Origin of the sequence: Echinicola salinicaeni, from assembly GCF_014280965.1 — a bacterium.
GTDB lineage: Bacteria > Bacteroidota > Bacteroidia > Cytophagales > Cyclobacteriaceae > Echinicola > Echinicola salinicaeni.
In genome coordinates this window covers 280,702-295,274 of the sequence record NZ_JACODZ010000003.1, presented here as the reverse complement: position 1 = coordinate 295,274, position 14,573 = coordinate 280,702, and the positions used below count along the sequence as shown (strand labels likewise).

Below are 14,573 nucleotides of genomic sequence, written 5' to 3'. Positions count from 1 at the left end.
TGCCGAAGCTTACAACGGTTCCGAATGGCACTACGTTCTGAAAGTCAAAAACCCCCTCCTAGGTGTAGAATAAACCGTCTATGGTGGCTGGGTGTAATTTGCAATTACACCCTAATATCCTAGCCAATTTACAATTGCAAAAAACCAAAAAAACAGCCCGTAAAGCTGTCCAAAGGCCTATAATCCATACAAAGAAAAACCTAAACACTGCCAAAAAGAAAGCAAACAAGTTCCAAAAGCACCGTGCTTTTTGATCCCAAACGGCAAAAACACAAAAGGGGAAAAAGCTTTCCCCATAATTACCCCTTTCCCAGCACCACTCGTTCAACACTGCATTCAGGCCTGCCCGCCATAGGAGGGTTCGGCCGTTCCGGCCCCACGAATGCTTAGTTATTATCTTCTATATTTTCCTTCATGCATCTGACTTTCAATATACGAGAGATTTGTTTAAGTGCACCAGTGCTTGAAACTAATTGGTCTTTTTCATAAGCATATCTCCATTTGATAAAGTCTCCTTTTATTTCATCTAAATGTTCTGAAATTTCACTCTTGTATTTATGAGAGTATAATTTTGCAATCTCTGATTGGTCTGCATCAGGTAGCTTTTTAAATAGTTCCAGCAAGTCATGTTTATTATCTCTTATCGTACTGATTGAACGTTTGTATTCAGGGTATCCCGGCTTATCAATTAGGTTAAATTCAGTTGTTACGAATAAGCACTTGATATAGAGTTCTATTGAGAATGCATAGTTGACAATTAGTGCCCTGGTTTTATTTTCCTCTTGAATGAGTTCAGCAGTTTCATAAAACTCTGTCGCATCGAGATAAATCATTGGATCAATACCCCTAGTTTTTATTTTTTTTGGTGGTTCATTCATAATTGAAGATAACGGTCTCGTATAACCATCAGTTACGGGGAAGTCCCTATAGACTTTTCTTGAAAAAACATCTGCCCAACCTACCACTTGGAAAGTCAAAAAATAAGGCATTTCCTGATCTCTTATATGATAGGCTTCACCCATAGCTCAAGATAATCCGTGAAAATTGAATTACAAATTCTTAGTGATAGAAAGGTGTAATTACAAATTACACCTAGGCCAACGCTCTTTCTACACCCAGATGGGGGAAATAGGGATGTCAATCTGAAAATAGCCATTCATATCTGTCTTGCCAACTTCCACTGTATCCTTAATCATAATTGACACTCCTGGCATAGTTTCTAAATCCTCTGCAATTACCCTTCCTTTTATTGTTTTTGTCTGAGAATAAACACTAAAAGAGTAATACTGATTACAAAGAATGTAACTAATAACCTTTTCATTTCAATATCATTTTATCTCGGTTTGTATGTCAATTAAGTTGCCATTTTCAAGCTGACCGCTAACGGGCAGTATATGAAGCGTAGCCAGCCGATAGGCGGCTATGATTTCATATACAGTGTTAGTGGCTTTTTATTTGATGTTTAGTGAACTCTAAGGATTCAATCGACTTAATGTCTAATCCATTTGTGGTAAGAAATTCAACTGTTTCCGTCAGTGAAACTTGAAGGTCATTTGTCACTGTCAAATTGCCTGTTGGTTCGTATGCATTTGGGAGATATATGAAAAATGATTTACCATTTTCAAACGCTCCTATTTCAGTATCTCCAGCGTCAATATTGGGGTCTAAATAGAAGATATAATCGTCTTTCGAGTCAAGTTTGCTCTTAGAATAACCGATTGAGTATTCTGGAATATCAGGATTTTCTTCATATCCAGTGAACCAACCTACTAAATTGTGATAGGTATAAAAGTCAACTGATTCGTCAACTTTAATGACGTGCCAATCTCCAATTTTTCCTAGCCAAAAATTATGCAGTTTAAACTCTTCATTTCCTGAAAGTTCACCATATTCTTTAATCATGTTAAGTAAATAATTCTCAGATGTATGTTTTGCGAAAATGTATCGAATATAATCTAAGTTTTGAATTTTAAGAAGATTGCCTGTGTATGGAGTGAACTGCTCAGTTTGTTTATCCGAGTTCTCAATGATTGGTTCTCGTTGATTGTGTCCTTTAGTAGAATTATTCACATTCTTTCGCTGGTAAGTCACAACAACAATTACTACTACAACTACCGCGATCAATATGTACTTCATGTTTCTCATTTAATTGGCACTAACGGTCTCGGCTATAGCAAGTTGTGGGAGTTGGGACGCGGAGTTGTCGGTTTAATTGTTTTCTTTCCTGGTTTCTAAAATTACACTTTTTCGGCAATACCCGTTATTTGCGATGAGCCGTTGTTGTGCCTAGTGCATTTATTCTATCCATCCTTTATCTAGGACTTTTTTAATGGTTGAATTATCAAATATGAATAGATATAGTTTTCCACTGGCGCCTTCTTTTCCAAGTCTCTTATCGGTAACTTCAATGAGCATGGTTTCGGTATCAATTTTCGAAATAACTGCATTAGGCTTTTTTCTCTTTCTTAAACAAGAAAGTTCAAGAATCTTTCCCGATTTTATGTTAGAGTTTGTTATTTCATTGTAAATCTTATTAATTTTTTCTGAGTTCTTTGTGAAAACTTCTTCTTTAGGAATCTGTAATTTAAAAGAAATGTAGTCAGGTGCGAAACTATCGTAATTCCAACCATCCCTTAAAAAGGGATCTAACTTTATCTTCCTTACTTTTAAAGTTTTATCGTTTTTTAAATATTCTATTGCAGTGTTTATCTGCTGACATATTAATTTCTTGTCACTAAATTGATCTATGTTTTGACCAATAGATATTGTCGAAATTAAAATCAGAATTATTGTAATTAGGTTTCTCATTCTATGCATTGGGCACAACGAGTAAATAAACGCATTGCGTTTATATCTGATATATTTTTCCCATTTTCAAGCATTTACATTCACTTATAAACGTTTGAAAATTGACTAATCCCAAATATAACCAATCCCCAAAAAACAAAATATACCCCATATGGGGTATATTTAGATAAAATTGGTAAAATTTCAGTCTTTTTAGTGTGGTGGGGCTTTTAATTTAGGAGTAGAAAGGAGGGGGGAAGTCAAATGAGCCTCTAATAGATTAGTTTATGTTTTATAATCTTTTGTAAAGTCACAACTCGGATAATTAGAGCAACCATAGAACATCCCATATTTTCCCTGTTTTATGGATAAGCCTCCTCCACATCTTGGGCATGTTATGGGATTTACACTACCTCGTTGATTTGTTTTAGCTTTTCGAATATGTGATATTCTCGATCCTTTATCTGTTCTATTGAGACTGTTTAATTTTTGATAGATTAGATCTACCTCTTCATTGGATAAACATTCGTTTTTGCTGGATTTTGAAATATAGGGCAGTAATTTACTAGGTTTCAAAACGGGAACATTCGAAGTGATTCTTTTTAGTTTTGAATTTCCAGTAAACACAATTACAGGATAATATGGAATTGATGGATATTCGGATAAAGCAGCTTTAAGGGTATTAATATGCCCCCAATTTTGTAATACTGGATTTCTAAACTTGTACTTCTTTCCATATATGGTTTGGGTCCAATAACTTGAACTTTCATGCCCAAATATCCACCCTTTATAATTCTTGGTCTCTATTACAAACAGCCCATAATTAGATACTACTATATGATCAATTTGACTGCTCCTTGAAAAATCCTTAACTAGAACATCATTTATTACCTTATAGCAATTTCGGTTTAGCAGCTTTAATATTAAAGAAACATTTGCTTCTCCTAAGATACCTTTAAGCTTTGGCTTTAATAGCTTATACAATATAGCCAACAAAGCTATTAGGGCAATTAATAAACTTTTAAAAGCATCTTCATTCATCTTTTAAGGATAAAAATTCTACTATTACTTTATTTAAAAGAATGTTTAAAATACTCTAATTCTCTTCATTCAAAACAACATAGCATAGACCTTCTAAGTCAAAAAACATCTACTCCTACTCTTTAGAATAGGCCTTAACCTGCTCCTCCAAATTTGCAATGATCTTGTCTTTGAGCTGGACAATGATTTCCTTTTCTTTCAGTTGCCCTTCCAGTGCGGCGATGACCTGCTTTAATGAGGCTATCACCTCCTTATGCTGTTCGATGATTTTGGACTGGTACTCCACTATGGGTTCATCAAATTGATTGGAAGGCTGATGCTCACTATCCCCTGGTTTTTGAGTTGGCAGCATCATACTTCCATCCCCCGTCAGCAGCCAAGCAGGATTGACTTCCGGAAAATGCTCCATAAACAAGGCGATCCACTTGGTATGTACATCCTTGTCCCTTCCTATGGCCTTGGATAAAGTACCATTGGCCGCCCCGATCTCTAGTTCGATCTTCCGGATACTCCTATTGGTATATTTAGCGAATTCCCCTATTCTATCTATTATTACCGACATAATATAGATTTATTGTTTAAAAAAGTTGATTATTTAGATAAAACACTATATATTTAGATTATTGTTCTTGAAATATAATCAATCGGACAATAACTATCTACATTTTTGAGCGCTTATGGTCCTGTACTCACTTCATCGTACAGGGATAGAAACAGTTTTGAATTTTCGAAGTAGGGGCAATCCTCTTCGAAATATGACTTTATCCATTTATTGTTTTTAACATCATGTTGACATTCGGAGAAAAGGGGCGCTACCCCTATAGCGTCATTGCGGATTTTTGTGATTATATGGGCTTACAGGGGTATCGCATCCATTTGGATGATTGGTTTCATGCTGCTTTTGGCTATAAACCTGAAGCGGTCCGGTCCTATCCCTACGCCATCACACATGCCTATGGCTATTGGAACCAATTACTGGGACATCTATTTAGCCTGAAGGCAGAAAAGTGTTATCCACACCGCATCAAAACCTATCAAGAAAAAGCCATCATCCGCATGGTAGAGGGTATTAGGAAGTTTTGGCAGCCTGATGATTATCCTTCCCACTATTGCCATACGCCTGGACATCTGACCTTTCGGGAATTGCATCAGCCTTATGTGGTACTATGGGAAATTCTAAATTGGAAATGCCAGACCGACTGGGAGCGCATGCTTTATAGATGGCAAATCAATGCACTTTGTGGCGGGGAAAGGATCTACGAAATGGAGGAGGATGACTTGGAGGGATACCGTTGTCTTCATAAGCTGTTGGACATCTGTTTTTTGATCTATACGGTAGAACTGGACACCAAGGAAGTGACCGGTCCTGTATTGCTGGATGACTAATCTTGACTTGGCAAATATTTTAAGATGATACATTATGAATGAATATCAATCAACCGCTACCGCAAAAGGACATCTCCATAAAGTGATCCAAGCGCTATTTGACAGGGCCTCTGTCCAATATTATCTGCTAGGAATCGACCGACTTTATTATTCGGGAATGTATGAAGTTCATCCAGAAATAGAAAAGCACCCCCTGTATGCTTTTTCTATGAGGGAATACCTTCTTGAATTAATCAATGAACTGGATGCTGTTTTTCAAAACTGTCCCTTACCTTTTTCAGATTATCCTTACCGGCCCAGGATACTGAAAAAGATCATCAAGTATGAAAAGCGGCGCTTTTCCAGGATCCTTTCAGGAAGAAGGTCTTCCGGGCATTGTGCTCCCTGGGAATATCTTCCAAAACACTTGTCGAACAAAGAGCTCAGAAAGCCCCATGTATGCATAAGGCTTAGCCTGATCAAGATCAAGGGATTAGATTATGAACTGCTCTTAAAGGAAATGCAGGACAATGCTTTTTCGGGACACTATGAAAGGGAATCCGAATACTATCCCGACCAGATCATATTGTACTTGTCCTTAAAGAAAATGCTGGAAGCTTGCTACCTGATCTACGCCGGGGAAATGGAATTTGGTAATGCTTTATCAGAAAAGTAACAGACTATTTAGCACCTGTTGTACTAGGTCTATATTTTGATAAAACCTAAAAAAACTAACAATTGAAAGTGTTTTTGATCAATTAAAACTGTTTTCTAAGCTTAACTCTTCATTTCTTTTCCTTAGATGAAAAGAAACGAAGCAAAGAAAAATCAAGACACAGCTAAAGCTTCTTCCCACAAGGCCTACGCCGGCCCGCAGCTGTGTCAACCTCCCCGCAATAAAACATCTTTCGAGATAAGACTATTCGACTAACTAGCATAAGGGGGGGGTATTTAGTAGAGAAAACTATATCTGAAAAAACATAAAACAATTAGAAAATATGATAGCATTTAAAATATTAGAAATGATACTGCGAAGTAAGGACGTCCATTGGTGTGACCGATTTAAGAAAAAAGTGTAGGCCGTAAAAAAATGAATTAGCTCGCGTTGTGGAACAGCGAGATCCATTCATTTTTAGGCTGAAACTGTTTTCTTAAATTAAATTGGGTACGCCTCCGTCCGCTAATAATAGAATAGTTTACCCAATTTAAAGGTCACACCAGAGGACTAGATTTTTGGTTCTTTTCATCAATGGAAAAGAACAGATTACACATCAAATAAAATCAACTTACAATAGCCACCAGCCCAAGGGCAACCTATCAAATCAACATCTAAACCTTTAAGCCAAATGAAAAAACATAAAACAACAAGCACAGAATTCTTCTCCCAATTTGACCAAAGAGAAATCCATGAGCGCCTATGGGAAATGCATAAAGGATGGCTCATGTATGCTGAAGAAGTGAAAGGCGGAGCAGAATTATTGGATGGCGTATTCTTTTATGAACAGCTTAGCGGACTGCTTGAGTCACTTCCCATAACCAACAGCCTAAAGCCTACCGAGACATTAGCAGAAAAAGATCATATCAATGGGGAGACTTATTTTAAAGAATTGGTCCGTGCTTTGGAAATCTTGGCACGACCCGAAATGATCTTTTTGATCCAACAGCCCTCCTTACTTGAAGATAAGCCCACTAAATTGAAAGAAGTCTATGTGGTACTGTCAAGCAATGATTACCGCTCTTTTGAAGAGATCAAGCCATTAATGCACTTTTTGGCTTTAGGAAAGCAAGAAGTAAACATTCACCTGACGACCAAGCGGGCCTTATGGAAGGAGCAGGAGGCCGGAGACCTTTTCTTCCTACTTCACTTTCAAGACTTTCACCTCATCTACCAAAAAGAAGGGGCCACTCCTTTTCCTGAAGTGGATGTACTGCAATTAGCTGAGGCTAAAAAACGGGCCAAAAAAGTATTCCATAGTCATTGGAAAAAGGCCAAAGAGTTTATGGGTTTTGCTATACAGGCCGAAGCGAAGAAAGCCGAAGCATTGAGTTTGTATTTTTTACACCAAGCAGGGGAGCTACTCTTAAGGGGAGTAATACTGGCCTGGCAGAATAGGGAAAGGAAATGTCATGAGATCAGGCTTTTATTGAAGGATTGTCAAAAATTCATTCCAGAGCTATCCAGCATTTTTCCTCAAGACAATGATCAAGAAAAGGCCTTGATCAAACTATTGGATGACGCTTACTGCAAATCCCGCTACAATCCGAATTTCTGTCCTTCCGAGGAACAAATATTGGCAATTAACAAGAGGATTTCCAGCATCTTTGACCTTTGCGAGCAAGGAATGCAAAGAGCTTTGGAATTGGACTGAGATATTTGATACAAGTAGGATATCAGTCCTAATTTGTAAGGAGGACTTTTTTAAATCATAGCGTTTTGAACGCCATAATTTATTCTTATGCCGCAATGCAAATGCTATGATTTAACAACCCGCGTTGCAAACGCGGGTTAGAGATAGCGGGTTAGGGGTGCGCAAGCCTTATTAACAGCCCAACTTTCTAAGAGGATGTGCCCTATTGACAATTCGCTTATTTCACTATTTTTTACGGTTTTTCGACCGATTTTTATATGGCCCTAGGGGGTATTGATTTTAAATCTTCTGCTATGGTAAAGTACAGGCATCTTGGTGGGACAGCAAACCTTTGGTGCGAGGCCTTCTTCCAATTTCATCTCAACAGCTTTCACCATGATAGCACAGGAAGGTAAAAACAGGGTGCTTCGTAATTTTATTGGTTAGAACAGGAAGCCTGCTTCTAGCATTTCCTGATCTCTTATCTGATAGGTTTCTACCATAGCTGGGGATAATCCGTGAAAATTGAATTACAAATTCTTAGTGATAGAAAGGTGTAATTGCAAATTACACCTAGTCCTCCAATATTCACCCAGTGGGGGCTTATGGCTCACGGCCACCTACTCGACTGTGTGCCGTATTTTTTAACACCCACGTGAATAGTACCATAAATTTGGAAGTCCATTATCATCTACAATCTTTATCCATCCTTCTAATTCTTCAATAATATTTTCATCTTCTGTCAGTTCGGTACCACAAGGATGTTCCTTACTAATTATTACTTTAACCTTTGTCCAAAGTCCTTGATGTTCATTTGTCGGTGAAATTTGGTTAGTGTCTCCTCTCAATGTTCTTATTATTCTTGAATCTGTGTTCGGTTTTTCTCTTAGATTTAGTCCTGGGTCATTGGCATAATAGCCTAATAGGTAATCAACATTGTCCGCAAGAAAAGACTGCCATTCAACTAATGTAAACCCAACTTTTGCAATATTGCTTTCCTTCAACCATAAGTCCTGATTCGCATAGTTAATTTTGACAAATCCGTCTCTTCTATCGGTATAGGTCAAGGCCCATATTTCATAACCGATTTCTCGAAAATGTTCTAATCCAATTTGTGTTTCTGTTTTGGTTGTATAATTGACAAAATAAATTCGATAATAAGATTGGTCTCCAACATTTTGCTCTACGTTTCTTGTTAATCGTCCAATTTCTTCTCCGTTTGGTTGATCATAAACTGTAAAGCCAATCTTGGGCGAATAAATGCAGCAGATTTCTTCGTCTTCATTATGTTCTGGTAAAATAAGTCCATTCTGAAGCTCCTGTCCATAGGTCAGATTAAATGACAAAAGATACAATATGATAAGTGGTCTAAACATTCTTTATCAGTTCGAAGTCGTTTCATATGGCACACAACGTCCCCACATAAACGCTGTGCGAACCATCCGACGCGCACTATACTTCACGATGTTTCTTTTTAAAAGAAATTTTCTTCTCTTCTACCATAGCCTTGAGCGATAGCTGTTTATGCGCTGTGTGTGCCTTGAATGGTGAATATAGGTCAAAAAGTTGACCGTTCCCCACCTAGGTATAGAATAAACCGTCTATGGTGGCTGGGTACAATTTTAAATTCCACCCGACTATGAGTAGTTGCGTTCCAATGGGCGCTATTGCTTATAGGTTTTGTTGTGTGGTGGCTTTTAGTTTCATTTTATGCAATTATCTTATTCTCAGTTTTAATTCTAATCCCTTTGAATAGTAGCCATATACCAAATACAATTTCAAATAAGGCTCCTGTACTGAACAGAATAGACTCAATCATATCAGGACGTTCAGGAGTAATTATATTCAAGAAACCAAGAATAAACATTGATGCATAGGTCACTATTCCCCAGAATGCCAATATTCTAGGAACAAACCGAGAAATATAAAATAGGTAGCAAAAAATTGTTCCACCAACTCCAATAAATATTAACACGATATTTAATGCAGTGATGCGAGAGTTAATAAATACTTCAATTAATGTTTGCAATAGCGAATCGTCAAGTGCTGGTCCTTTATTTAATAAAATCAATGGAATTAGTCCACTTAAAATAATTGAGACAGTTCCAATGATTGCTTCCCCAAACCTGAAACACAAAGCTGATAATGCAAGTTTCTTGCTTACGGGTTTAAGTAGAATATATAGTGCGATTGATAGTACCAGTACTACCAAATACATCACTGTTTCACAGGCTATTCCGATTCTAAATAGAAATTCATTCGCTAAAATACTGGCCTCCAATTCAGTAGTGCCATGTGATACAACTACTGGTTCAATAAAATTTACTTTAAAAATACCAATCAATATTACAAGGACATAGGCCAAACCAGCAATCCTTGCTACTTTTTGGTTAGAGGCTGTCGAAACTCTTGTCATCTGTTTTGTCGACTCAATTTTTATTTGCTTGCGCACAACGGCCAGCTATGATGAGTGGGGATTAGAAAGCACTAACCACTCGTATCGCACATAGCCACGCCATGTTTTAAATTTAAGACTTGTGGTGGACTTTCCAAGTGCCGCGAAAATATCCTTACCGATGAAACCCCATCCGAGGCCGTTATCGACTACAAGACAACAATCGAACAGCTCAGTATTACCCAGCAGCTCGAAGACGAGGGCAGACAGACTATCTACAAGCTCATCGACAAGATGCTCACTAACAAAAAGTTTAAAGACTTCTTCCAGAAAATGTAGCGGCATTATAAATGCAAAAACCCCAGTTCATCCGGGATTTTTGCATTTACAACTAGCGATACCTTTCAGGATATCAACCATATAACCAACTCTCTTGTAACTATTATAAATCCCAGGGCTATTAATGAATAGATAGTCACGTTTCTTTTAATCTTATATCCAGAATTAAATTTATGAATACCTACTTTATCTCTACGGATGATCCGAAAATAGAGATATACACCCAAAATGAAAATCAATAACCCTATAAAAATCATCATCATTATTTAACTTCTGGAACAACCACTGCATTTAATTTTTACTTCCAAAAAATTGAGCTGTCTACCTTGGAAGGCCATGGTGGACTTGGTAGTTCCTGCCCTTAGAAAACTTAGTTATTAGAATTAGTTTTCAATCCATTTAATTGCACCCTTGGACATTTTTATATAGTTGTGACCTACATTTCTTATCGTGTCTATTGTCCAATTAAATTCCCAATTGTTTTTGTCAATTAATTCCTTATTCGCATTAAAGAAATTTGTACCACGTTCCAACCTATTTGCTCCTTCTTTCATTGCCAAATCCGTTGTTCTAAAAGTCCCTAAATTTGGGTCATTGTCTAATTCCCCCAAAAGTATAATCAATCTTTTCTTGTAAGATTTTTGCAAATCTGTTTCTGTATTTTTGATACCATACGGAAATTCAAGGTGCTCGTTTGGCAAACTATATAATCCAGCATTTGCAGCGATAGCTGTTCCAATTCTCGATTCTGGCATCAACATTATCATTCTATGTACAAATTGCCCACCAGCGGAATGACCAAAAATATCGTACTGCTCATTCGTAATATTATTAACAGATTTAATGTGGTCAAATATGTTTTCAACGACCGTATATGCCCATTCGCTTTTCGGGTTTTTAGTGCCAAAAAAGGTAAATAGATTCCCCTCTTGATAGTCGTTCGTGGTATATTTTGAAAACTTATTCTCGAATTCAGGTGCTATTATCAGTAGGTTATTCTTATTGGCTAATTCAACCCAAGCGTTTAGATAGTCTTCTGCATTACGTCCTCCACCGTGCATGACGAAAACTATTTTGTCTTTGTCATTCCAAGTTTTGGGTTTATAAGTCCATACCTTAATCGATTTTCTCTCGCTATCTTTATAAGCGAAGATAACAAATGAGTCTATTCCTTCATTAATTTTACTGGTTGCGGTGATTTCAGGCCCTTTGGGAAGTACATATAGGTAGATATAAGCCGAAACTGAAAGAAGTAAAAATAAAGAGAAAGTATATAAAATTACCCTCTTAAACATTCTAAAAGTCTTGTTCATTTTTTGCATTTTATTTTTCACATTACCCCTAATATAGGGGGCAAACGCATTCAACTTATAACTATTCCCCACCTAGGGATAGAATAAACCGTCTATGGTGACTGGGTACAATTTGCAATTACACCCTAATATCCTAACCAATTTACAATTGCAAAAAAAGCAAAATTCACCAATAATCTACCTCAATTACCTCTCTCTATTTTTTTAATGCTTGCCAACGGTAAATTGTATGAGTAGTGGCAGATTGCGTGGTATTTCCCTGTCAAACAGCTACGCAATTTGTACGTGCTACAAACCTTGATATTTACCACAGCGCCTGCCATTACTTATACAAAATGTTGGCAACAGGTGTATATTCGTAAATACTTTTTATTCTAAATACTTCGCCACAACCTTGTTTATTTTCCCGTTAAAAGTAAATGGAGCACTGTCAAAATAGGCATCAGACACCGGCGATCCTAAGTCCTGGCCGATATCAAAGCCATCGTTATAGGAAATAGTTGATGCAATAGAACGAGGTACTTTTCCTTTTGCTACCTCTTTCCCGTTTACTTTTATAGTGATATTCAAAGCTGAGGCCGGCCCGTTTTCCAGCTCCGACAAAAGTTGAATATTTACTTTACCCTCAGGAAGTTTTTCACTGGCAACAATCCTGGTGCGATCCATCAGAAAAAAACAATATTCATAGTTCAGATATCCATCTTTTATAAAAAAGCTTACTCCACCTGGATAACCACCCACAGCACACAATACACCATTCGCGTTTTTGGGAACCGTAACATCAAAATCCATTTGGTTTGATGTGCTTCCAAATCGAGGCGAAGCAGCTTCGGGAATTCGTTTTATTGGCCCGGCGAAGTTCCATTCTGTCATTGGGCTAGCCGGAGCATCTTCGGGGTGCAAGGCTGCTGTTGACCAAAAAGTCCCGCCGATAGGCAATACATTGTTTCTGGCCGCCTCCACCAGGAAGGTACTCTTCATCTCATCAAGTTTATCCGGATTGCTTTTTGCCAGGTCATTGGCTTGCGACCAGTCTTCTTCTAAATTGTACAATTCCCAGGGTTCTTTCATTGGATCCCAATTATCGAAGTCTGGAAGACCTTGTACCCAGGGAGTTCGAACTCCAAATGCACAGGCAAACCAACCATCTTTATAGATACCCCGACTTGTGTGGATTTCAAAATACTGGGCACCCTTTCTACCTTCGGCAGTTGGGTTGTCAAATGTATATTTCATACTGGTCCCGTCAAGCTCCATTTGTTCTGCACCATTTACAACTCTCGGAGGGGTAATATTGAGTATATCATATATTGTTGGAACGATATCATTGACATGGTGAAACTGAGACCGTGGTACGTTATCAGGTTTAATTACCTTAGGCCATCGAACAGCCATAGGTTGACGGGTACCACCAAAGTAAGCTGCTACAAGCTTGGTTCCTTTGTAAGGAGAACTACCTCCCCATGCCCATCCGGCATGCATCATATTTTCCACTTTACTTCCTCCCAATTCATCCAAACCACCAATCTTATTGAGTGCTTCAATTTGCTGTTTTGTAGTTGTTTTTACACCATTTTGTGCCAGCAACTCTGCAAGGGTACCTTGTTGCCCTTCCGACGAGGCGCCATTGTCTCCCCATATATAGAAAACCAGGGTATTGTCCTCATAGCCTAAATTGTCAAGCTCATCGATTACTTTACCAACTTGTGCATCCACATGCTCTGCATACCCTGCATATACTTCCATCAAACGCAGCTGGAATGCTCTTTCATCCTCAGGAATGTCATCCCATGCTTGCATTGTCGACGGACGTGGTGTAAGTTTTGCGTTTTCTGGTATCCATCCTAGTTTTTTTGCCTTTTCATAAACGCGCTTTCTATACGCGTCCCAGCCATCATCAAATTTCCCTTTGTACTTATCAGCCCATTCTTTTGTTACGTGGTGGGGACCGTGTACCGCACCACTCGACCAGTACATTAAAAAAGGCTTGTCGGGCTCTATTGCTTTGTGTTGACGCATCCAGTTGATAGCCTGGTCTGCCAAATCTTCACTTAGGTGATATCCTTTTTTGTGAAAGTGTTCCTCGGGAACCAATGTTGTGTTCTCAAATAAGGTTGGTTCGTATTGCGAGGCATCGCCAGCCATAAAACCGTAGAAATATTCAAAGCCATAACCTGTAGGCCAGTGGTCGAAAGGGCCGGCAGCACTTGACTCTTCAGGTGCAGTGTTGTGCCACTTCCCAAAAGCGGAGGTGGAATAGCCATAATTTTTTAGTACTTCTGCAACGGTTGCTGCACTTTTGGGAATCACTCCGGTATAACCATCCCAGTCGTTTGCGTATTCCGGAATCTGACCATTTCCTACTTTGTGGTGATTTCTCCCGGTTAGTAACGAAGCCCGGGTAGGCGAGCACATAGCTGTTGAGTGAAATCGGTTGTAAGAAATACCTTCTTTGGAAATTTTACTTAAAGTAGGCGTGTTAAATTCACCACCATAAGTACCGGCTTGTCCGGGACCAACATCGTCGATCAATATGATGACAATGTTGGGAGCGTCCTCGGGTAGGTGATTAACCGTTTGTCTTTTTTGATGAGTAGACTCGGATAACGTTATTCCGGCCTTTGAAGCTGAAGGCGTTGGTGGAAATGGTAATATTTCCTGCCCATACATTTTGTTGGCAAAAGCAATAGACATAACTACTACCAGAATAAAATAAGGAAGGTTCTTGGTTTTCATATTTTATGGATTATAAGGCTAATTCCCATGTAAAATGGTGATTTTCCGACACTTTATAATCAATACATTACATATTATGTTCGGATTTCACTTGTTGCCAACGGTTTGGCTATGCGCAGTGCGGGATTGAAAAGCCGAAACTTTAAATCTAGCACAAACAGTAGCCAAAGCTGCGTTTTGTGTTTTTAAATTTATTCAACAAAAACGTCAAAGCGGAGCTTTGGCGGATTAGAAGCACCGACCTTTGGG

12 protein-coding genes are annotated in these 14,573 nt (G+C 38.3%); 3 read left to right on the top strand and 9 right to left on the bottom strand.

Annotated features, from left to right (window positions below; genetic code table 11):
- Positions 1–386: 386 nt before the first annotated feature.
- The 5 genes from H7U17_RS07060 to H7U17_RS07040 form a co-directional block, all read right to left on the bottom strand.
- Complete coding sequence (locus H7U17_RS07060) at positions 387–1,022, bottom strand: hypothetical protein (protein ID WP_186755959.1); 636 nt, start codon at positions 1,020–1,022, stop codon at positions 387–389.
- 418 nt (positions 1,023–1,440) lie between these two features.
- The gene (locus H7U17_RS07055; RefSeq protein WP_186755958.1) at positions 1,441–2,136 is read right to left on the bottom strand and encodes a hypothetical protein; all 696 of its coding nucleotides are present in this window, start codon (positions 2,134–2,136) and stop codon (positions 1,441–1,443) included.
- A 159-nt stretch (positions 2,137–2,295) separates the two neighbouring features.
- Complete coding sequence (locus tag H7U17_RS07050) at positions 2,296–2,808, bottom strand: hypothetical protein (RefSeq protein WP_186755957.1); 513 nt, start codon at positions 2,806–2,808, stop codon at positions 2,296–2,298.
- A 264-nt stretch (positions 2,809–3,072) separates the two neighbouring features.
- Complete coding sequence (locus tag H7U17_RS07045) at positions 3,073–3,828, bottom strand: nuclease-related domain-containing protein (protein ID WP_186755956.1); 756 nt, start codon at positions 3,826–3,828, stop codon at positions 3,073–3,075.
- A 115-nt stretch (positions 3,829–3,943) separates the two neighbouring features.
- Positions 3,944–4,390, bottom strand: a complete 447-nt coding sequence (locus H7U17_RS07040; RefSeq protein WP_186755955.1) for a hypothetical protein — start codon at positions 4,388–4,390, stop codon at positions 3,944–3,946.
- A 224-nt stretch (positions 4,391–4,614) separates the two neighbouring features.
- Between H7U17_RS07040 and H7U17_RS07035 the strand changes: the two genes are divergently transcribed.
- The 3 genes from H7U17_RS07035 (at position 4,615) to H7U17_RS07025 (ending at position 7,562) form a co-directional block, all read left to right on the top strand.
- Positions 4,615–5,214: a hypothetical protein gene (locus H7U17_RS07035; RefSeq protein WP_186755954.1), complete on the top strand. Its 600-nt coding sequence runs from the start codon at positions 4,615–4,617 to the stop codon at positions 5,212–5,214.
- Positions 5,215–5,248: 34 nt separating this feature from the next.
- The gene (locus H7U17_RS07030; RefSeq protein ID WP_186755953.1) at positions 5,249–5,869 is read left to right on the top strand and encodes a hypothetical protein; all 621 of its coding nucleotides are present in this window, start codon (positions 5,249–5,251) and stop codon (positions 5,867–5,869) included.
- A gap of 670 nt (positions 5,870–6,539) precedes the next feature.
- Entirely contained in the window at positions 6,540–7,562 is a 1,023-nt protein-coding gene (locus tag H7U17_RS07025; RefSeq protein WP_186755952.1) for a HEPN domain-containing protein, read from the top strand.
- A gap of 623 nt (positions 7,563–8,185) precedes the next feature.
- Here the strand turns inward: H7U17_RS07025 and H7U17_RS07020 are convergent.
- The 4 genes from H7U17_RS07020 to H7U17_RS07005 all read right to left on the bottom strand — a co-directional run bounded on the left by H7U17_RS07020 (position 8,186) and on the right by H7U17_RS07005 (position 14,324).
- Entirely contained in the window at positions 8,186–8,917 is a 732-nt protein-coding gene (locus tag H7U17_RS07020; RefSeq protein WP_186755951.1) for an SH3 domain-containing protein, read from the bottom strand.
- Between the two features lie 332 nt (positions 8,918–9,249).
- The gene (locus H7U17_RS07015; protein WP_186755950.1) at positions 9,250–9,957 is read right to left on the bottom strand and encodes a DUF4386 domain-containing protein; all 708 of its coding nucleotides are present in this window, start codon (positions 9,955–9,957) and stop codon (positions 9,250–9,252) included.
- 701 nt (positions 9,958–10,658) lie between these two features.
- Complete coding sequence (locus H7U17_RS07010; RefSeq protein WP_186755949.1) at positions 10,659–11,588, bottom strand: hypothetical protein; 930 nt, start codon at positions 11,586–11,588, stop codon at positions 10,659–10,661.
- Between the two features lie 369 nt (positions 11,589–11,957).
- Complete coding sequence (locus H7U17_RS07005; RefSeq protein WP_186755948.1) at positions 11,958–14,324, bottom strand: arylsulfatase; 2,367 nt, start codon at positions 14,322–14,324, stop codon at positions 11,958–11,960.
- Positions 14,325–14,573: the final 249 nt, after the last annotated feature.

Bases quoted from the DNA above. Each gene is read 5' to 3' on its own strand.
- H7U17_RS07050 (WP_186755957.1), bottom strand. From the start codon at position 2,808: ATGAGAAACCTAATTACAATAATTCTGATTTTAATTTCGACAATATCT.
- H7U17_RS07010 (WP_186755949.1), bottom strand. From the start codon at position 11,588: ATGAACAAGACTTTTAGAATGTTTAAGAGGGTAATTTTATATACTTTC.
- H7U17_RS07055 (WP_186755958.1), bottom strand. From the start codon at position 2,136: ATGAAGTACATATTGATCGCGGTAGTTGTAGTAGTAATTGTTGTTGTG.
- H7U17_RS07060 (WP_186755959.1), bottom strand. From the start codon at position 1,022: ATGGGTGAAGCCTATCATATAAGAGATCAGGAAATGCCTTATTTTTTG.
- H7U17_RS07005 (WP_186755948.1), bottom strand. From the start codon at position 14,324: ATGAAAACCAAGAACCTTCCTTATTTTATTCTGGTAGTAGTTATGTCT.
- H7U17_RS07025 (WP_186755952.1), top strand. From the start codon at position 6,540: ATGAAAAAACATAAAACAACAAGCACAGAATTCTTCTCCCAATTTGAC.
- H7U17_RS07045 (WP_186755956.1), bottom strand. From the start codon at position 3,828: ATGAATGAAGATGCTTTTAAAAGTTTATTAATTGCCCTAATAGCTTTG.
- H7U17_RS07035 (WP_186755954.1), top strand. From the start codon at position 4,615: ATGTTGACATTCGGAGAAAAGGGGCGCTACCCCTATAGCGTCATTGCG.
- H7U17_RS07030 (WP_186755953.1), top strand. From the start codon at position 5,249: ATGAATGAATATCAATCAACCGCTACCGCAAAAGGACATCTCCATAAA.
- H7U17_RS07020 (WP_186755951.1), bottom strand. From the start codon at position 8,917: ATGTTTAGACCACTTATCATATTGTATCTTTTGTCATTTAATCTGACC.
- H7U17_RS07015 (WP_186755950.1), bottom strand. From the start codon at position 9,957: ATGACAAGAGTTTCGACAGCCTCTAACCAAAAAGTAGCAAGGATTGCT.
- H7U17_RS07040 (WP_186755955.1), bottom strand. From the start codon at position 4,390: ATGTCGGTAATAATAGATAGAATAGGGGAATTCGCTAAATATACCAAT.